This is a genomic window from Paraburkholderia mimosarum LMG 23256 = NBRC 106338, from assembly GCF_000739815.1.
In the GTDB taxonomy this organism is placed as follows: domain Bacteria; phylum Pseudomonadota; class Gammaproteobacteria; order Burkholderiales; family Burkholderiaceae; genus Paraburkholderia; species Paraburkholderia mimosarum.
This window is the reverse complement of record NZ_BBJJ01000010.1, coordinates 164,110-181,730: the sequence shown is the minus strand read 5'-3', so window position 1 is coordinate 181,730 and position 17,621 is coordinate 164,110. Positions and strand designations below refer to the sequence as shown.

Sequence of the window (17,621 nt, the reverse complement as noted above, 5' to 3'; positions counted from 1 at the left end):
CCAGACCGGTATGCTTGAGCGTTGTAAACGTCCACTGGATCTGGATCAACGGGCTATGCCCCGTTTGGTTCCAGCTGCGTACACCCCGCGTTCAAAGGAATCGAAATGAGTCTACGTCTCGGCGATATCGCGCCCGACTTCGAGCAGGATTCGAGCATTGGTCACATCAAGTTCCACGAGTGGCTCGGCAATAGCTGGGGCGTGCTGTTTTCGCACCCGGCCGACTTCACGCCGGTCTGCACGACCGAGCTTGGCCTGACCGCGAAGCTCAAGGACGAGTTCGAGAAGCGCAATGTGAAGACGATCGCGCTTTCCGTGGATAGCGCCCAGTCGCACAGCGAGTGGATCAAGGACATCAACGAGACCCAGGCGGCGAACGTCGGCTTTCCGATTCTCGCCGACGGCGATCGCAAGGTATCCACGCTGTACGACATGATTCACCCGAACGCGAATGAGACGCTCACCGTGCGCTCGCTCTTCGTGATCGACCCGAACAAGAAGGTGCGCCTCATCATCACCTATCCGGCGAGTACGGGCCGCAACTTCGACGAAGTGCTGCGCGTGATCGACTCGCTGCAACTCACCGACAACTATCAGGTCGCCACGCCCGGAAACTGGAAGCAGGGCGATGACGTCGTGATCGTCCCGTCGCTGAAGGACGAAGAGGTCATCAAGCAGAAGTTCCCGAAGGGCTACAAGGCGCTGCGTCCGTATCTGCGCTTGACGCCGCAGCCGAACAAATAAGCCGTTCGGACAAGGACCAAACAAGAACGCCGCACGTGAGCGGAATCGTGCGGCGTTTCTTTCAGGCGCTGGTGGCGCGGAGCGGGGCGGCGATCAGAAGAACGCCTGGATGCCCGTTTGCGCGCGGCCGAGGATCAGGGCATGGATATCGTGCGTGCCTTCGTAGGTGTTGACCACTTCAAGGTTCACGAGGTGGCGCGCCACGCCGAATTCGTCCGAGATGCCGTTGCCGCCCAGCATGTCGCGCGCAAGACGCGCGATGTCGAGCGACTTGCCGCATGAGTTGCGCTTCATGATCGACGTGATCTCGACGGCGGCCGTGCCTTCGTCCTTCATGCGGCCAAGACGCAGGCAGCCTTGCAGCCCGAGCGTGATTTCCGTTTGCATGTCGGCGAGCTTTTTCTGGATGAGCTGGTTCGCTGCCAGCGGGCGGCCGAACTGCTTGCGGTCGAGCACGTACTGACGCGCCGTGTGCCAGCACGCCTCCGCGGCGCCCAGCGCGCCCCAGGCGATGCCATAGCGCGCCGAGTTCAGACAGGTGAAGGGGCCGCGCAGCCCCTTCACGCCCGGCATGATGTTCTCTTCGGGGACGAACACTTCGTCGAGCACGATTTCGCCGGTGATCGACGCGCGCAGGCCCACCTTGCCGTGGATGGCCGGCGCCGAGAGGCCCTTCCAGCCCTTCTCCAGAATGAAACCGCGGATGTCGTCCTTGCCGTCTTCCTCGAGCTTTGCCCAGACGACGAACACGTCGGCGATCGGCGAGTTCGTGATCCACATCTTCGCGCCCGAGATCGAATATCCGCCGTTCACCTTCTTCGCGCGCGTGACCATGCTGCCCGGATCCGAGCCGTGGTTCGGCTCCGTGAGGCCGAAGCAGCCGATCCACTCGCCGCTGGCGAGCTTGGGCAGATACTTCTGCTTTTGCGTTTCCGAGCCGAATTCGAAGATCGGCACCATCACGAGCGACGACTGCACCGACATCATCGAGCGATAACCCGAATCGACGCGCTCGACTTCGCGCGCGATCAGACCGTAGCTCACATAGTTCAGGCCGGGGCCGCCGTATTGATCGGGGATCGTCGGGCCGAGCAAGCCGACCTCGCCCATCTCGCGGAAGATCGAAGCGTCCGTCTTTTCGTGGCGGAATGCTTCCAGCACGCGCGGCGCGAGCTTGTCCTGGGCGTACGCGGCAGCGGCGTCGCGCACCATGCGCTCCTCTTCGGTGAGCTGCTGGTCGAGCAGAAGCGGGTCTTCCCAATGGAACTGGGCGTGTGCGGCCATGGTGTCTCTCCTTTCCTCAAATCCTTGAAATGGGCGAATTTGCGCTTGACGAATGTTCCGCTATGCGGAACAATGTTTTGCAAATTGACTTTAGTGTAGCACTCTCGCGCCCATGTCTGCATCCGAATCGACGACTAGCTCACCGTTTACTTCTTCGTTGGCGGAGGGTCCGATCGACGAGCGCAAGTTCGTCGTCGCGCTCGCTCGTGGGCTCGACCTGCTGCGGGCGTTTCGCCCGGGCGAGACGCTCCTCGGCAACCGCGATTTCGTGGAGCGCACCGGTTTGCCGAAGGCGACCGTGAACCGGCTCGCTTACACGCTCACCGTGCTCGGCTATCTGCGCCTCGATGAAACGCTCGGCAAATACGCGCTCGATGCCGGCGTGCTTTCACTTGGCTTTGCGCTGCTTTCGGGCACCGACACGCTGGAACTTGCGCGGCCGCACATGCGCGCGTTCGCTCGGGAGGTGGGCGCGGCGGTGTCGCTGGGATGCCGCGACGGCCTCGACATGATCTATCTGGAGACGATTCGCAGCGAGACTGCGCTCACGCTCGGTCTCGCTTCGGGCTCGCGGCTCTCGATGTTGACGAGTTCGATGGGCCGCGCGTACCTCGCCGTGCAGCCGATCGACGTGCGCACGGCACTGTTCGCGGAGCTGGAAAAAGCGGCGGGCGCCGGGGGGCCGGCGCTGGTCGAAGCCGCCAAGCGCGAGATCGAGGTCTTTGGAAGGGAAGGGTGCTGCTATTCGTTTCGCGACTGGCACGAAGACGTGAACGCCGTCGCCGTGCCGTTTCGCGAGCCGCGCGAGCGGCGCTGGCTCGTGCTCAGCTGCAGCGGGCCGGCTTCGTCGATGGGGCCCGAAGTGTTCCGCGAGCGCGTGGCGCCGCTCCTGAAATCGCTCGCGCGACGGCTTGGCGAAACGGTCTGACAACAGCGCCAAAGCGGACGAAAAAAGCCGAGTCCCGGGTCACCCGGGAGTCGGCTTTTTTGCAAGGCGGAGTGTATTCGGCTCAGTGATTCAGGCGGCCGAGCAGCAGGAACTCCATGAGCGCCTTCTGCACGTGCAGACGGTTTTCCGCCTCGTCCCAAACCACGCTCTGCGGCCCGTCGATCACTTCGGCACTCACTTCCTCGCCGCGGTGCGCGGGCAGGCAGTGCATGAAGAGCGCGTCGGCGTTGGCCCGGGCCATCATCGGCGCGTCGACGCACCAGTCGGCAAAGGCCTGCTTGCGGGCTTCGTTTTCGGCCTCGAAGCCCATGCTCGTCCAAACGTCGGTGCTGACGAGGTCCGCGCCGTCGCAGGCGACGTGCGGGTCTTCGAACACCTCGAAGAACGGCTTGCTTTCCGGTGCGACCAGCGCCGGATCGAGGGGATAACCGGGCGGGGTGGAGATGCGCAGCTTGAAGTCGAGGATCTGTGCGGCTTCGATCCAGGTGTAGAGCATGTTGTTCGCGTCGCCGACCCACGCGACCGTCTTGCCGCGGATCGGGCCGCGATGCTCGTAGAACGTGAAGATGTCGGCCAGCACCTGGCAGGGATGGTACTCGTTGGTGAGCCCGTTGATGACCGGTACGCGCGAGCTTTCGGCAAAGCGCTGGAGGATGTCCTGGCCAAACGTGCGGATCATGATGATGTCGACCATGCGCGAGATGACCTGCGCCGAGTCCTCGATCGGCTCGCCGCGGCCGAGCTGCGTATCGCGTGTGTTCATGAACACGGCGTGGCCGCCCAGCTGGAAGATGCCGGCTTCGAACGACAGGCGCGTGCGCGTGGAGCTCTTCTCGAAGATCATCGCCAGCGTGCGGTCGTGCAGCGGGTGATAGGTCTCGTAGTTCTTGAACTTGCGCTTCAGGATGCGCGCGCGCTCCAGCACATAATCATATTCGTCAAGGGAGAAATCCTTGAACTGCAGGTAATGGCGTATGGTCCGGGAAGTCATGAAACGGAAACGGCGCCCGATCCGGCCTCGAACTGCAGGTTGGAGCCGGCGACGCCGCTGCGGTTGGTGGTAAGTCAAAGCAGCATAAAGGATTTTCCGCAGTTTGACGAGTTGCCCTGGAATTGGGCAAAGCGCGCAGGCGCACCATGCCTCGTCCTTTGGTCGGTATTTTCCGAGCCTCGTCACGCTCCGGTTATGCCGATTGGCCGTCTTGTGTGCGGTGCGTCAAAACGGTCGGTACGCTATAATCCGGGAGATTTCTTAGGCACGACAAACGGGCCCTGAGCGTGGGGTGGCAACACCTGAGCCACGATGGCATCACCTCGCGGCCTGACGGCAGGCAAGCCGGGCAGGCAAGCCCGTGGGAGCGGCCTGTGCGGTGACTGGCAGTCCACCGAAGCACGACGTCGATCGCGTTGCAATACTTCCTTGTGACACCTCTCGGCGGCGATTTTCGAGACTGGATGCCGGGCGGGTGCGCGGGCAGCCGTTCCTGATCCAATCGGACTGTTCACGCGCATGGCGGCGGGTCGGCATCCCGCGGTGCCAGCGTGGGCGTAGCGCTCGTGCCGCCGTTACATGCTGCAAACGCACCCAGCAGCTACACACACAGGTACACCTGCATGGCCGACGAAGCTCCAACCGAATACTTCATTCAAGGAATCACCAGCACGGGGAAGAAGTTTCGTCCGAGCGACTGGTCGGAGCGTCTTGCAGGGGTGATGTCGAGCTTCGGCCCGAAGGCGCCGGCCAATGCGCGCGGACCGAATGCCTATCTGCGCTACTCGCTGTATGTCCGCCCGACGATGATCGGCGACCTCAAGGTCGTGGTGCTGGATTCGCGTCTGAAGGACGTCGAGCCGATGGCCTTCAATTTCGTGATGTCCTTCGCCAAGGACAACGATCTCGTCGTGACCGAGGCATGCGAACTGCCGCAAGATCACGCGACCCAGCAGGGCGGCGCGCGCTAACCGGTGGCGTGCGGGCGCGGTACGACGAACGACCCGCTTCGGCGGGTTTTTTTACGCCGATGAGCGGTGCGACGAGCCAGGCCGAAAAACAAAAAACCCGCCGAAGCGGGTTTTTTGTCGTGCAGTTCAAAGAGGGTGCTGCCAGCCGTGGCCGGCAGTCCGCATCTCTTTACTGAGCGGCTTGCATGGCCTTGATGGCAGCAGCCAGGCGGCTCTTATGGCGAGCGGCCTTGTTCTTGTGAACGATCTTCTTGTCGGCGATGATGTCGAGCGTCTTTGCCGATGCCTTCAGAACTTCTGCAGCCTTGGCCTGGTCGCCGGCGTCGATTGCCTTGCGAACAGCCTTGATGGCCGTGCGGAACTTCGAGCGCAGTGCCGAGTTGTGGGCGTTTGCCTTGACGGCCTGACGGGCGCGCTTGCGTGCTTGTGCGGAGTTTGCCATTGCGATTCCTTGTGTTTGCGGAGCGTGAGCCCGACTTTCGAGTCTGGCTGGGCGACGCTCTTTGCCTGGATTTGTCCTTCCGGAGCGAGTCCTGAAACGACAAAACGGTATTTGCCGGGTTGCGTGCGCTGCAATCTTCGATTGCAATCGCTCTTTTTGACTGCTTTTGACTGCTTCCCAGCCACGCCTCTTGTGCCAAAGCAGATGCCCGCTTCCTTTCCGAGACGTGCTTCGAGAACTGCTGGAGAACTCGAATCGGCAATTATAGCAATAAGAGCGCGAGATTGGCAATCATCCGGAACTCGGCGCGGCACTGTCCTTCCGAGGGATGAACGCCTTCAGCGCGACGTGGTCAGATCTGCGCCCTTTGCCGTTGCCCGCCGGTCGCTTGCGCTGCCGCGAAGGCCTTTGCCCGAGCCCTGACGCCCCGTATCGTGCGCATCCGCGATGGATCGGGCAGGGCCCGTATAATGACCGCCCCATGAATCTATTCCGAGCCCTGCTGACAGTCAGCGGCTTCACGCTGCTGTCGCGCGTGACCGGTCTGGCCCGAGAAACGCTGATTGCGCGCGCATTTGGCGCGAGCCAGTACACCGACGCTTTCTACGTCGCGTTTCGTATCCCCAACCTGCTGCGCCGCATCTCGGCGGAAGGCGCCTTTTCGCAGGCGTTCGTGCCGATTCTCGCGGAGTTCAAGAACCAGAAGGGCCACGACGCCACCCGCGCACTCGTCGATGCCACGTCGACCGTCCTCGCCTGGGCGCTAGCGATCCTCTCGCTGCTGGGCATTTTTGGCGCCACGTTTGTCGTGATCGTTGTCGCTTCGGGTCTGAAGAGCCACGGGCAAGCCTTCCCGCTCGCCGTCACGATGACGCGCATCATGTTCCCCTATATCGTGTTCATCTCGCTGACGTCGCTCGCGTCGGGCGTGCTCAACACGTACAAGCAGTTCTCGCTGCCCGCGTTCGCGCCCGTGCTGCTCAACGTCTCGTTCATCGTCGCGGCCGTGGCGTTCGCGCCGCACATGAAGCAGCCCGTCTACGCGCTCGCGTGGGCCGTAATCGTGGGCGGCGTGCTGCAGTTCGCCGTGCAGCTGCCGGGCTTGAAGCGCATCGACATGATGCCGCGCATCGGCCTGAATCCGCTGAAGGCGCTTGCGCACAAAGGCGTCAAGCGCGTGCTCGCGAAGATGGTGCCGGCCATGTTTGCCGTTTCCGTCGCGCAGATCAGCCTCATCATCAACACCAATATCGCCTCGCGTCTGGGGGCGGGTGCGGTGTCGTGGATCAACTACGCCGATCGCCTGATGGAGTTCCCCACGGCGCTGCTCGGCGTGGCGCTCGGCACGATCCTGCTGCCCAGCCTCTCGAAGGCGCATGTCGACGCCGACCCGCAGGAGTATTCGGCGTTGCTCGATTGGGGCCTGCGCGTGACGTTCCTGCTCGCCGCGCCTTCGGCGGTCGCGCTGTTCTTCTTCGCCGAGCCGCTCACGGCGACGCTCTTCCATTACGGGAAGTTCGACGCCAACTCGGTCGTCATGACGGGCCGGGCGCTCGCCGCCTACGGCGTGGGGCTCGTCGGCCTCATCCTCATCAAGATCCTCGCGCCGGGCTTCTACGCGCGCCAGGACATCAAGACGCCGGTGAAGATCGGCGTAGGCGTGCTCATCGCCACGCAGATCAGCAACTACCTCTTCGTGCCGATCTTCTCGCACGCGGGCCTCACGCTGTCGGTCGGCCTTGGCGCCTGCATGAACGCACTGCTGCTCTTCATCGGGCTGCGCCGCCGCGGCATCTATATGCCGTCCTCGGGCTGGACCACATTTTTCGTGCAGTTGCTCGGGGCATGCCTCGTGCTGGCAGGAGCCATGCACTGGTGTGCGATCAGCTACGACTGGATCGGCCTGCGCCATGCACCGCTCGCGCGCATCGCGTTGCTCGGGGCGTGCCTCGTCCTGTTCGCGGCGCTATATTTCGGTATGCTGTGGCTGATGGGCTTCAAATACGCGTACTTCAAGAGGCGGGCGAAGTGACGACGATGACTACGCGGGTTCTGGATTATTTCAGCGCGCTCGTTGCCGACGACGAGAGTCTGCCGCTCACCGAGGCGGCGCTCGCGATCGCGCAGGACGCCTACCCCGATCTCGATCTGCAAGGCACGCTCGCCGAGATCGACGAGCTCGCGCTGCGTGTGCGCCGCCGCATGCCGGAAGGCGCGGACGTGCGGCAACAGGTTGGCGTGCTCAACCGCTGCTTCTTTCGCGAGATGGGGTTCGCGGCCAATCTCAACGACTTCCTCGACCCCGACAACAGCCACTTGAACGTCGTGCTCAAACGCCGGCGCGGCATTCCCATTTCGCTCGCGGTGCTGTATCTGGAGATGGCGGCCCAGCTAGGGCTCCCGGTGAAGGGCGTGTCGTTTCCGGGGCATTTCCTGTTGCGCGTCGCGCTGCCCGAAGGCGACGAAATGCTCGATCCGACTACGGGCCGCACGCTCACCGAATCCGACATGGTGGAAATGCTCGAGCCCTTCGTGGCCAATGCAGGGGACTCGGTGGCACGCGCGCTGCGCATGCTGCTCGAGCCGGCCACGCGCCGCGAGATCGTCGCGCGCATGCTGCGCAACCTGAAGTCGGTGTATCTGCAGACGGAACGCTGGCAGCGCCTGCTTGCCATCCAGCAGCGGCTGGTGATCCTGCTACCGGAAACGATCGAGGAGGTGCGCGATCGCGGCTTCGCCTACGCGCGGCTCGACTATCTGCGGCCCGCGCTGGAAGACCTCGAACACTATCTCGACGAGCGCCCGGAAGCGGAAGACGCGACCGTCGTCGAATCGCAGTTGCAGGAACTGCGTCAGCGCGCGCTCGATAATGAGTGACATGCGCGACTGAAACAGGCCCGGACGAAAAAGCCCGCGATGAAGTCGCGGGCTTTTTTTATCGCGCGGGAGCCGCGCGCGCCGTCACTTCGGCTGCATGCGAATCGCGCCGTCGAGGCGGATCACCTCGCCGTTGAGCATCGGGTTCTCGACGATCTGCTTGACGAGCATCGCGTATTCCTCAGGCTTGCCGAGGCGCGGCGGAAACGGGACCATCGCGCCGAGCGCATCCTGCACTTCCTTGGGCATGCCTAGCAGCATCGGCGTTTCGAAGAGGCCGGGTGCGATCGTCATCACGCGGATGCCGCTGCGCGAGAGGTCGCGCGCGATTGGCAGCGTCATGGCGACGACCCCGCCTTTCGACGCGGCATAGGCCGCCTGGCCGATCTGGCCGTCGTACGCGGCCACCGATGCCGTGTTGACGATCACGCCGCGCTCGCCGCCTTCGCTGGGTGGCGTCTGGGCGATGGCGGCCGCTGCAAGGCGGATCATGTTGAACGTGCCGATCAGATTGACGGAGATGGTCTTCGAGAACGCATCGAGCGGATGCGGGCCGTCCTTGCCCACGGTCTTCACGGCCGGCGCAATGCCCGCGCAGTTCACGAGGCCGCGCAGCGTGCCGAGCGCCGTTGCCGCGGCCACGGCGCGCTCGCCGTCCTCTTCGCTCGCGACGTTGCACTTCACGAATGCGCCGCCCAGTTCCGTGGCGAGTGCGTTGCCCACGTCCTCGTTGAGGTCGGCGATGACGACCTTGCCGCCCTCGTTTGCGATCAGGCGCGCGCTGGCCGCGCCGAGCCCCGACGCGCCGCCGGTGATGAGAAATACGTTGCCGCGGATCTGCATGTTTCGTCTCCTTTCGATGTGGCTATGCCGCGCGCAGCGAGCAGGCCCACGCGACGCCGACCAAAAACCAAGCGGGCCGGCTGGCGTCGCGTCCCGAGTCACATCGGGAGTGCGGCGCCAGCCGGCCCGCAGGCAAACCAGCAAGTGTGCCGAGACCGGCCACTAATCGGACTTTGGATCAGGACTTTGAATCAGGACTTTGAATCCGGAGCTCGAATCGCTTACTTGAGCGCTTCGAACGCGCGCTCGCGAATCTCGTCCACGCTGCCGAGGCCCGAGATCGCGCGATACTGCGGCGCTTTCAGGCCGTTTTCCTCGCCGCGCTTCGCCCAGTCGCTGTAGTACGCGATGAGGGGCTTGGTCTGGGCGACGTACACATCCAGACGCTTGCGCACCGTCTCTTCCTTGTCGTCGTCGCGCTGGACCAGCGGCTCGCCCGTTATGTCGTCCGTCATGTCCACCTTGGGCGGATTGAACTTGACGTGATACGTGCGGCCCGAAGCCGGGTGCATGCGGCGGCCGCTCATGCGCGTGATGATTTCGTCGAACGGAACGTCGATTTCGAGCACGTAGTCGATCGCGACGCCAGCCTGCTTCATCGCTTCGGCTTGCGGCAGCGTGCGCGGAAAACCGTCGAACAGGTAGCCGTTCTTGCAGTCGGGCTCCTGAAGGCGTTCCTTCACGAGATTGATGATGAGCTCGTCGGTCACGAGCTCGCCGGCGTCCATGAAACGCTTCGCTTCGAGGCCAAGCGGCGTACCGGCCTTGACGGCCGCGCGCAGCATGTCGCCCGTCGAGATTTGCGGGATGCCGAACTTCTCCTTGATGAAGTTTGCCTGGGTTCCCTTGCCCGCACCGGGGGCGCCCAACAGGATCAAACGCATGTGAACAATCTCCGATCTGTGTGAATTCTTGCGGCGCGGCGGCTGACCCACACGGTGGGGCGGTATCCGCGGCGTTCGTGCGTCTCCTCGACCATGCTTTCACGGCCGTCGAGGCGCGTGCTGGCGGGGGCGGCGAGACGTCCCGCGCGGCTTTCGCCCGGTCCCCGTGACCTGCCTGGGACACGGAGCGGCGCTGCGGGGCGGTGCCTCAAAGCGGGGAAATCCCGACGCATAGAGGCTTTAGACGGCTCGCGCTAACAATTGATTATGCCATGGGATTTTTGCTCCACGGACGGAATTAAGGCCGGTATAGCGCCTGCACGCGTGCGAGATCAGCCGGGGTGTCGACGCCCGGCGCCGGCGCTTCCTGCGTGACCAGTACCGCGATGCGCTCGCCGTGCCACATCGCGCGAAGCTGTTCAAGCGCCTCGACCTGCTCGATCGGCGAGTGCTCGAGCGAGGGGTAGCTGCGCAGGAATTTCGCGCGATACGCGTACAGGCCGATGTGACGGTAAACCGTCGCGGGGGCAGGCGGGGCGGGCATTGCGCCGAGATCGAGACGCGCCGGCGACCAGTGCGGCTGCCATGCGTCGCGGGCCCAGGGAATGGGTGCGCGCGAGAAATAGAGCGCCACGCCGCGCGCGTCCAGCACGACCTTCACGACGTTCGGGCTGAAGATTTCGTCGGGTGCCGAGATGGGATGCGCCGCGGTTGCGATCGCGCATTCGGGGTGCGCGGCGAGATGCGACGCAACGTCGCACACGAGCGCCGGGTCGATCAACGGCTCGTCGCCCTGCACGTTCACCACGATGGTGTCGTCGCTCCAGCCGAAATGCTCGGCGACTTCCGCGAGGCGGTCGGTGCCCGAGGGATGATCCGCGCGCGTGAGCACGGCTTCGAAGCCGTGCGCGCGGGCGGCGTCGAGCACGGTTTGCGCGTCCGAAGCGATCAGCACCTGCTGCGCGCCCGAATCGCGCGCGCGCTCGGCCACGCGCACCACCATTGGCTTGCCGCCGATGTCGGCGAGCGGTTTGTTGGGCAGCCGCGTGGAGGCGAGACGCGCCGGCACGACGGCGATAAAGGGTTGCACGGGAGCAGTCATGACCGGTTCGAGCAAGGAACGAAGACGGGAGGGGAAAGAGAAAACCGGATCTGGAAACGGCAGCGCGCCGCAGGCGGCGCGCAAGGGTTCGGCTTCCAGACGGGGGAGGGGCGCGGCCCGCGGGGTCTTATGCGGCGCCCGGGCCGGCCGGATCGACCGGCGTGCCTTCCACGGTTTGACGCGCTTCGTCGACGAGCATGACGGGGATGCCGTCGCGGATCGGGTAGGCGAGCTTGTCCGCACTGCAGATCAGCTCCTGCGCGGCGCGGTCGTAGCTGAGCGGACCCTTGCAGATCGGGCAGACCAGGATTTCAAGCAGACGAGCGTCCACGGAGTTTCTCCACAACCAGGGTGATAAGGCGATGATCGAGCGCGGCTTCCACGGGGACGACCCAGATGCGCGCATCGTTCCAAGCCCCCAATTTTACTGCATCCTTTTCCGTGACCAGGATCGCGTCGGCGACCACATCGGCGAACGGGTTGGTCGCGTACGTGTAGTGGTCAGGCAGCGGCATGGTTTGCGGCGCGAGGCCCGCCGCGCGCAGCGTCGCGAAAAAACGCTCCGGCGAGCCGATGCCGGCCGCCGCCACGAGGCGTACGGCCGCCTGCGAGCCGTGCGCCCCGGCGCCTTGCCCCGGTGTGGCCGCGCCCGCCGCGAACTGCGCGAGCGGGCGGCGCAGCGCCGGGCTGGCGAGATGCCAGGCATCGCCGGGCTCGAGCTTGAGCGCGAACGTATTGGGCCAGGCCGGCAGCGTGCGCTCGAATGGATTGTTGACGAGCGTGGCGTCGCGCCGGCGCGAGAGCGGCTCGCGCAGCGGGCCCGCGGGCAGCAGAAAGCCGTTGCCGCCGAGGCGATGATCGAACACCACGATTTCGACGTCGCGCGCGAGGCGGTAGTGCTGCAGGCCGTCGTCGCTCACGATTACATCGACGTCGCGGTGGGCGCAGCATAGCGCCGTGGCCGCCGCGACGCGGTCGGGGGAGACCCACACGGGCACGCCTGTGCGGCGGGCGATCAGCAAGGGTTCGTCGCCGCAGAGCCGGGGCGGCGTGTCCGGCGTGACGAGCGTGGGGCGCTCGATTTTCGCGCCGTAGCCGCGCGAGACCACCCCGGGCGAGAAGCCCGCCGCGCGCAGCGCCTCGACCAGCGCGATCACGGTGGGCGTCTTGCCCGTGCCGCCCACGGTCACGTTGCCGACCACCACCACGGGCACGCCCACGCGCACGCTCTTGAGCCAGCCCGCCGCAAACGCGGCGCGGCGTGCGCCGCTCACGGCGGCGAACACGGCGGCAAGCGGCGCGAGTGCCCAGGCGAGCGCGCCGCGCCGCTGCCACGCGTGCGCGAATTGCGCTTCGAGACGATCCTTCAGGCTGAGGGCGGGGCCGCTCATTGGCAATCAGCGCGCGAAGCGCCGGACGCGGGATGCGCAAAGCTGACGGTCAGGGCGGGCATCGGGTCGGTTCTCCGGTTCGAGGTGAGCGCCATGCGCCTGATGGGGAGCAGGCGATCGTGAACCCGGCACTCTAGCGCGGGTCGGCGGCGCGCGGCAAGTTGCCTGTCCGCCCGCAATTCATCGGCTGCGCGCTAGCCGGGAGAAACCCCGGAAAATCGCGGCCTGTGGATAACTTTGTGGAGAAATAGGAGCCGGAGAGGCTGGAAGGCCCATTCTCCGGACATTCCATCGGGCGGCGAGCGGGTTATAGAGATAAAAAACCTTTGCAAATCAACCGGATGCGCATATTTGTCAGCGTTTGCATGGATTTCGACGGCATCGTGCCGCATGACGCAGCCGGTGTGGACACCTCGCCAGGGTTGCGGGCCGGGTCTCATTCGTGCTGGACTCGCGCCCCCCGAACGGTCTATCGTCTGTCCGGCCGATGCATTTCCATTACCTTTCGCATGCTATCCGACCGATTCTCCGCTTCCTCAGCATCTTCGGGCGACGTCGTCGTGCCGGTCTCGGCGCTCAACCGCGCGATTGCCTCGATGCTGGAGCGCACGTTCCCCCTCGCCTGGATCTCGGGCGAAGTTTCCAATTTCACGCGGGCCGCGAGCGGCCACTGGTACTTCTCGATCAAGGACGCCCAGGCGCAGATCCGCTGTGTGATGTTCCGCGGTCGCGCCCAGTACGCCGATTTCACGCCGCGCGAAGGCGACCGCATCGAAGTGCGGGCGCTGGTCACGATGTACGAGCCGCGCGGCGAGTTGCAGCTGAACGTCGAGGCCGTCCGGCGCACCGGCCAGGGTCGGCTCTACGAAGCCTTCCTGCGCCTGAAGGCGCAACTGGAGGCCGAAGGGCTGTTCGATCCCGCGCGCAAGCGAGCGATGCCTGTGCACCCGCGCGCCATCGGCGTGATTACGTCGATGCAGGCCGCCGCGCTGCGCGATGTGCTGACCACCTTGTGCCGGCGTGCGCCCCACGTGCCGGTGATCATCTATCCGGCGCCGGTGCAGGGCGCGGGCTCGGCCGAAAAGCTGACGGCGATGCTCGAGACCGCGAACGCGCGCAATGAGGTGGATGTCCTCGTGCTGTGCCGCGGCGGCGGATCCATCGAGGATTTGTGGTCGTTCAACGATGAAACGCTCGCGCGGGCGATTGCGGCCAGTGCGATCCCCGTGGTGAGCGGCGTCGGGCACGAAACCGATTTCACGATCGCCGATTTTGCCGCCGACGTGCGCGCGCCCACGCCGACGGGCGCGGCGGAACTCGTCAGTCCGCAGCGCACGGTGCTGCTGCGCGATCTCGACCAGCGGCATGCCGCGCTCGCGCGCGATTTCGGGCGGCTGCTCGAGCGGCGCGCGCAGCAGCTCGACTGGCTGGCGCGCCGGCTCGTCTCGCCCGTCGAGCGGCTGGCGCAGCAGCGCGCGCATCTGCGCCAGCTCGCGATACGGCTCGCATCGGCGGGCTCGCGCGCCAGCGCCGAGGCGCGCGCGCGTCTGAACGTCATGCAGATGCGCTGGCAGCGCGCACGCCCCGACGCCACGGCGCAGCGCACCCGCGTGGAGTCGCTCGGCCGGCGTCTGGACGGCGCCTTCGCGCGTCGGCGCGAGCGCGAAGCGGCATGCGTGTCGGAACTCGCGGCGCGCCTCGAAGTGCTGAGCCCGCAGCGCACGTTCGAGCGCGGCTATGCGGCGCTGCTCGATGCGCAAACCGGTGCCGCCGTGCGCTCGCCCGCCGCGCTCAAGCCCGGCAAGCGGCTCACGGTGCATCTCGCGCAAGGCAGCGCCGACGTCGCGCTCGCCGATGTGCAGCCGCGTCTGGCGGACGGCTTCTAACGACGGGCCGCGAGGCAAGCCGCCAGGCGCGCGACTTGCTCCCGACGCAAGGGCTCGCGCGATCGCGCTGCCGCGACGCCGTGCTGTGGCGGCTGGCGCGTGCTGGCGATTGTTGCCGTTTCGTTGCAGGAAGTTTGCATGACCGTTGCGCGAATCTTGCAGCGGCATTGCGGCATGCAAGCATCCGCGCGCACGGCGTCGGAAGCACTGTGCGAGCGCCGCTAAACGGCGCGTCGTGCGGCTTGCAGCCGCTGCAGCAACTGCACCATCGACCCCCGGGGAACCGGCGCAAAACTGCGAGGCCGAACATGCGCAAAAGCCCCGCGGAAAAGGATCACCGGCATAAAGGCCGCGCGTTTGCGGGGTTATTCCAACTCGCCTACAATCGAGTGCTCCATGCCGGTTGTCACGCAGAACTCCCCATAACACGACGAAGGAACCGCATCATGTCATTTACGCTCCCGCCGCTGCCGTTCGCGAAGAACGCCCTCGCTCCGCACATGTCGGAAGAGACGCTCGAGTTCCACTACGGCAAGCACCACCAGGCTTACGTCACGAATCTGAACAACCTCGTTCCGGGCACCGAGTTCGAAAAGCTCTCGCTCGAAGAGATCGTCAAGAAGTCGTCGGGCGGCGTGTTCAACAACGCGGCCCAGATCTGGAATCACACGTTCTTCTGGAACAGCCTCTCCCCGCAGGGCGGTGGCGCACCGTCGGGCGCGCTCGGCGACGCGATCAACGCCAAGTGGGGTTCCTACGACGCATTCAAGGAAGCCTTCACGAAGGCCGCAGTCGGCAACTTCGGCTCGGGTTGGACGTGGCTCGTGAAGAAGGCTGACGGCTCGCTCGACATCGTGTCGACCAGCAACGCCGCCACGCCGCTCACGACCGACGCCAAGCCGCTCCTCACGATCGACGTGTGGGAACACGCTTACTACATCGATTACCGCAACGCGCGTCCGAAGTTCGTCGAAGCGTTCTGGAACATCGTGAACTGGAACTTCGCAGCGCAGAACTTCGCGTAATTCGAAGTCCGTTGCTTGCGCCGCCGGTTTGCGGGGCGCATGAAAAAGCCCTCGATTTTATCGAGGGCTTTTTTGCTTGTGCGCGAATCGCTTCACGCCGCTTCACGCAAACGCGGCGAGGGTTTCCTGCATCGAGCACGTGACCCATCCGGCGAAACAGCTTCTCGAACGAGACGTGATGCATCGCTTTGCCCAGACCCGAAGCGGCATCTTCAATGAACACGAGTTTGAGCCGGTGATCCGCCGCCCGACGCTTTAGCGCAGTAGCGCATCATCGCGCGAAGTCAGCACGCGGTCGATCAGGCCGTAGTCTGCCGCGGCCTGCGCCGACATGAAGTTGTCGCGGTCGCTGTCGTGCGCGACCTGCTCGATGTCGCGCCCGGTGTGTGCAGCGAGCATCGCGTTCAGGCGTTCACGCTGGTAAATGATCTCGCGCGCCTGCAGTTCGACGTCGGCGGCGGTGCCCTGGCCGCCGCCGGAAGGCTGGTGGATCATGATACGTGCGTTTGGCAGTGCGAATCGTTTTCCGTGTGTGCCCGCGGCGAGCAGAAACGAGCCCATGCTGGCGGCGAAACCGGTGCAGAGCGTCGAGACATCGGGCTTGATGAACTGCATCGTGTCGTGGATCGCGAGTCCGTCGTAGACCGAACCGCCCGGCGAGTTGATATAGAGGCTGATGTCCTTTTCCGGATTTTCCGCTTCGAGAAAGAGCAGCTGCGCGACCACGAGGCTCGCGGTCTGCTCGGTCACCGGCCCGACGAGGAACACGATGCGCTCGCGCAGCAGCCGCGAGTAGATGTCGTAGGCGCGCTCGCCGCGACCCGAAGTTTCGATCACGGTCGGGACGAGATTGAGCGCGCTCGGCGGCAATGCTGCATGATGCGGTTCAAAGGGTGGGGCGAAAGGCGAAGCAGAAGTTGGGGCAAAGAGCGGCATGAGAATCCTCGCGTTTTTCCATCGGCGCAGTTGAAGTTGGCGGCGCACTCGCGCCACTGCCCACATGACGCCCGGCGCGACCGCCGCGTGACGAAAATTTTTTTGCACGCGTTTGTCACGCGGGCCGGGTTCAGATCGTCATGAGGACAACGGCAGGAGCGAAACAGGCACTGCGAAGGAGCGAAGAGGATGACCCAGGCAATCGATTCGACGCGTCTCGGAGCGAGTGGAGAGGACGTCGCGCGCAATGAGACTGCGACCCCGGCGCACGACGAACCCGGTCCGCAAGAAGAGACGTGGTGCGAAGAGTGGACCGAAGCGCGCCGCGCCGCCGCCTTCGGCGAGGCGCGCGGGCGGCTGATCGCGCTGGCCTCGCGCGTGCTGGGCAGCCGCGCGGAGGCCGAGGACGTCGTGCAGGACGCCTGGTTCCGTTGGCGCGCCGCCGACGCGAAGGCGTTGCGCGCACCGCACGGCTGGCTCGCCACGGTCACCGTGCGGCTCGCCATCGACAGGCTGCGGCGCTTGCGGCGCGAGAGCGCGGGCGAATATGAGCCGGCGTGGATCGAGGAGGCGGCACCCTCGGCGGAGGAAGCGGGCCTGCGCGCGGCGCGGCTCTCGGACGCACTGATGTTCATGCTGGAGCGATTGGGACCGCTCGAGCAGGCCGTGTTCGTGCTGCGCGAGGCCTTCGACTGCGACTACGCGCAGATCGGCGCGCTCACCGGCTGCACGAACGAGCATTGCCGCCAGATCGTGCGGCGCGCCCGCCTGCGGCTGGCGCGCGAGGCCGCGCCCCATGCGGCTCCGGCGGACAAGGCTCGCCATGCACGCACCGTGGAGCGGTTGCGCGACGTGCTGCATGCACAGGATCGCGCGGGATTGATGGATCTGCTGGGCGTGACGGCAACCGCGCTGGTCGCGGCGAGCGTGGCTGGCGTTTCCAGCAGCCGGGCTGGGCACGAGGCGCCCACCGCGTCTTTGCTGCGGGCGGAAGCGCTCTCGCTGGAAGGCGAACCGGGCGTGGTGCTGGTCGCGCAGGACGGCGAGCTGGCGGCCTGGCTGCATCTGTGCGACGGCGGGGACGGTCGGCTCGAGCCGGTTGTCTGCGTTGCCGCAGCGGGCGCTGGGCGCGCGCTCTCGGCGGCCAATCGCGCCTTCGGCGGCGGGGCGGTGCACAAGCTGCTCGCCCGCATTGCCACGGAAAGCAGTGCGGCCTTGACGCGCGCCGCCACCGCGCGGGCGTGGGCCGTGGACGGCGGCGCGACGACGCTTGCCGAGCCGCTCGTCGTCGCGTGA

Annotated in this window: 17 protein-coding genes; 8 read left to right on the top strand and 9 right to left on the bottom strand. The window is 65.5% G+C overall.

Annotated elements, in window-relative coordinates; translation table 11 throughout:
* Positions 1-105: 105 nt before the first annotated feature.
* Entirely contained in the window at positions 106-744 is a 639-nt protein-coding gene (locus BMI01S_RS11375; protein ID WP_028213425.1) for a peroxiredoxin, read from the top strand.
* Between the two features lie 93 nt (positions 745-837).
* On the opposite strand, the gene BMI01S_RS11370 is transcribed toward BMI01S_RS11375, so the two are convergent.
* A complete protein-coding gene (locus BMI01S_RS11370; protein WP_028213424.1) occupies positions 838-2,028 on the bottom strand; it encodes an acyl-CoA dehydrogenase in 1,191 nt (396 codons plus the stop codon).
* A 112-nt stretch (positions 2,029-2,140) separates the two neighbouring features.
* Between BMI01S_RS11370 and BMI01S_RS11365 the strand changes: the two genes are divergently transcribed.
* Positions 2,141-2,956 carry an IclR family transcriptional regulator gene (locus BMI01S_RS11365; protein WP_036019901.1) on the top strand — a complete coding sequence of 272 codons (816 nt, stop codon included), beginning with the start codon at positions 2,141-2,143 and terminating at the stop codon, positions 2,954-2,956.
* Between the two features lie 82 nt (positions 2,957-3,038).
* Here BMI01S_RS11365 and argF read toward each other — a convergent pair whose 3' ends face one another.
* Positions 3,039-3,968: an ornithine carbamoyltransferase gene (gene argF, locus BMI01S_RS11360; protein WP_028213422.1), complete on the bottom strand. Its 930-nt coding sequence runs from the start codon at positions 3,966-3,968 to the stop codon at positions 3,039-3,041.
* A gap of 623 nt (positions 3,969-4,591) precedes the next feature.
* On the opposite strand from argF, the gene BMI01S_RS11355 reads away from it, so the two are divergent.
* On the top strand, positions 4,592-4,939 hold the full coding sequence (locus tag BMI01S_RS11355) for a DUF3579 domain-containing protein (RefSeq protein ID WP_028213421.1): 348 nt from the start codon (positions 4,592-4,594) through the stop codon (positions 4,937-4,939).
* Between the two features lie 169 nt (positions 4,940-5,108).
* On the opposite strand, the gene rpsT is transcribed toward BMI01S_RS11355, so the two are convergent.
* On the bottom strand, positions 5,109-5,381 hold the full coding sequence (rpsT, locus tag BMI01S_RS11350; RefSeq protein WP_028213420.1) for a 30S ribosomal protein S20: 273 nt from the start codon (positions 5,379-5,381) through the stop codon (positions 5,109-5,111).
* 481 nt (positions 5,382-5,862) lie between these two features.
* On the opposite strand from rpsT, the gene murJ reads away from it, so the two are divergent.
* Together murJ and BMI01S_RS11340 are read left to right on the top strand one after the other, a co-directional pair.
* Positions 5,863-7,413 (top strand): murein biosynthesis integral membrane protein MurJ, encoded by a 1,551-nt coding sequence (murJ, locus tag BMI01S_RS11345; protein ID WP_028213419.1) that lies wholly within the window; start codon positions 5,863-5,865, stop codon positions 7,411-7,413.
* Between the two features lie 5 nt (positions 7,414-7,418).
* Positions 7,419-8,258 (top strand): SirB1 family protein, encoded by an 840-nt coding sequence (locus BMI01S_RS11340; protein ID WP_036019920.1) that lies wholly within the window; start codon positions 7,419-7,421, stop codon positions 8,256-8,258.
* Positions 8,259-8,342: 84 nt separating this feature from the next.
* Here the strand turns inward: BMI01S_RS11340 and BMI01S_RS11335 are convergent, their stop codons facing one another.
* From BMI01S_RS11335 to lpxK, 5 genes are all read right to left on the bottom strand, one after another.
* Complete coding sequence (locus BMI01S_RS11335) at positions 8,343-9,101, bottom strand: 3-hydroxyacyl-CoA dehydrogenase (RefSeq protein WP_028213417.1); 759 nt, start codon at positions 9,099-9,101, stop codon at positions 8,343-8,345.
* A gap of 221 nt (positions 9,102-9,322) precedes the next feature.
* Positions 9,323-9,985 carry an adenylate kinase gene (gene adk, locus BMI01S_RS11330; protein ID WP_028213416.1) on the bottom strand — a complete coding sequence of 221 codons (663 nt, stop codon included), beginning with the start codon at positions 9,983-9,985 and terminating at the stop codon, positions 9,323-9,325.
* A gap of 298 nt (positions 9,986-10,283) precedes the next feature.
* Entirely contained in the window at positions 10,284-11,087 is an 804-nt protein-coding gene (gene kdsB, locus BMI01S_RS11325) for a 3-deoxy-manno-octulosonate cytidylyltransferase (RefSeq protein ID WP_028213415.1), read from the bottom strand.
* 127 nt (positions 11,088-11,214) lie between these two features.
* Positions 11,215-11,418, bottom strand: coding sequence for a Trm112 family protein (locus BMI01S_RS11320; RefSeq protein ID WP_028213414.1), 204 nt, complete (start codon positions 11,416-11,418; stop codon positions 11,215-11,217).
* Positions 11,399-12,478: a tetraacyldisaccharide 4'-kinase gene (gene lpxK, locus BMI01S_RS11315; protein WP_028213413.1), complete on the bottom strand. Its 1,080-nt coding sequence runs from the start codon at positions 12,476-12,478 to the stop codon at positions 11,399-11,401. The genes BMI01S_RS11320 and lpxK overlap by 20 nt, the downstream gene beginning before the upstream one ends.
* Positions 12,479-12,987: 509 nt before the next feature.
* Between lpxK and xseA the strand changes: the two genes are divergently transcribed.
* Together xseA and sodB are read left to right on the top strand one after the other, a co-directional pair.
* Complete coding sequence (xseA, locus tag BMI01S_RS11310) at positions 12,988-14,364, top strand: exodeoxyribonuclease VII large subunit (protein WP_028213412.1); 1,377 nt, start codon at positions 12,988-12,990, stop codon at positions 14,362-14,364.
* A gap of 446 nt (positions 14,365-14,810) precedes the next feature.
* Positions 14,811-15,389, top strand: coding sequence for a superoxide dismutase [Fe] (sodB, locus tag BMI01S_RS11305; RefSeq protein ID WP_028213411.1), 579 nt, complete (start codon positions 14,811-14,813; stop codon positions 15,387-15,389).
* 255 nt (positions 15,390-15,644) lie between these two features.
* Here sodB and clpP read toward each other — a convergent pair whose 3' ends face one another.
* Positions 15,645-16,259 (bottom strand): ATP-dependent Clp endopeptidase proteolytic subunit ClpP, encoded by a 615-nt coding sequence (gene clpP / locus BMI01S_RS11295; protein WP_028213409.1) that lies wholly within the window; start codon positions 16,257-16,259, stop codon positions 15,645-15,647.
* 255 nt (positions 16,260-16,514) lie between these two features.
* Here clpP and BMI01S_RS11290 point away from each other — a divergent pair, with 255 nt between their 5' ends.
* Positions 16,515-17,621: a sigma-70 family RNA polymerase sigma factor gene (locus BMI01S_RS11290; RefSeq protein ID WP_051381374.1), complete on the top strand. Its 1,107-nt coding sequence runs from the start codon at positions 16,515-16,517 to the stop codon at positions 17,619-17,621.

Coding starts and splice junctions, on each gene's coding strand:
- BMI01S_RS11375 (WP_028213425.1), top strand. CDS start 106: ATGAGTCTACGTCTCGGCGATATCGCGCCCGACTTCGAGCAGGATTCG.
- BMI01S_RS11370 (WP_028213424.1), bottom strand. CDS start 2,028: ATGGCCGCACACGCCCAGTTCCATTGGGAAGACCCGCTTCTGCTCGAC.
- BMI01S_RS11365 (WP_036019901.1), top strand. CDS start 2,141: ATGTCTGCATCCGAATCGACGACTAGCTCACCGTTTACTTCTTCGTTG.
- argF (WP_028213422.1), bottom strand. CDS start 3,968: ATGACTTCCCGGACCATACGCCATTACCTGCAGTTCAAGGATTTCTCC.
- BMI01S_RS11355 (WP_028213421.1), top strand. CDS start 4,592: ATGGCCGACGAAGCTCCAACCGAATACTTCATTCAAGGAATCACCAGC.
- rpsT (WP_028213420.1), bottom strand. CDS start 5,381: ATGGCAAACTCCGCACAAGCACGCAAGCGCGCCCGTCAGGCCGTCAAG.
- murJ (WP_028213419.1), top strand. CDS start 5,863: ATGAATCTATTCCGAGCCCTGCTGACAGTCAGCGGCTTCACGCTGCTG.
- BMI01S_RS11340 (WP_036019920.1), top strand. CDS start 7,419: ATGACTACGCGGGTTCTGGATTATTTCAGCGCGCTCGTTGCCGACGAC.
- BMI01S_RS11335 (WP_028213417.1), bottom strand. CDS start 9,101: ATGCAGATCCGCGGCAACGTATTTCTCATCACCGGCGGCGCGTCGGGG.
- adk (WP_028213416.1), bottom strand. CDS start 9,985: ATGCGTTTGATCCTGTTGGGCGCCCCCGGTGCGGGCAAGGGAACCCAG.
- kdsB (WP_028213415.1), bottom strand. CDS start 11,087: ATGACTGCTCCCGTGCAACCCTTTATCGCCGTCGTGCCGGCGCGTCTC.
- lpxK (WP_028213413.1), bottom strand. CDS start 12,478: ATGAGCGGCCCCGCCCTCAGCCTGAAGGATCGTCTCGAAGCGCAATTC.
- xseA (WP_028213412.1), top strand. CDS start 12,988: ATGCTATCCGACCGATTCTCCGCTTCCTCAGCATCTTCGGGCGACGTC.
- sodB (WP_028213411.1), top strand. CDS start 14,811: ATGTCATTTACGCTCCCGCCGCTGCCGTTCGCGAAGAACGCCCTCGCT.
- BMI01S_RS11290 (WP_051381374.1), top strand. CDS start 16,515: ATGACCCAGGCAATCGATTCGACGCGTCTCGGAGCGAGTGGAGAGGAC.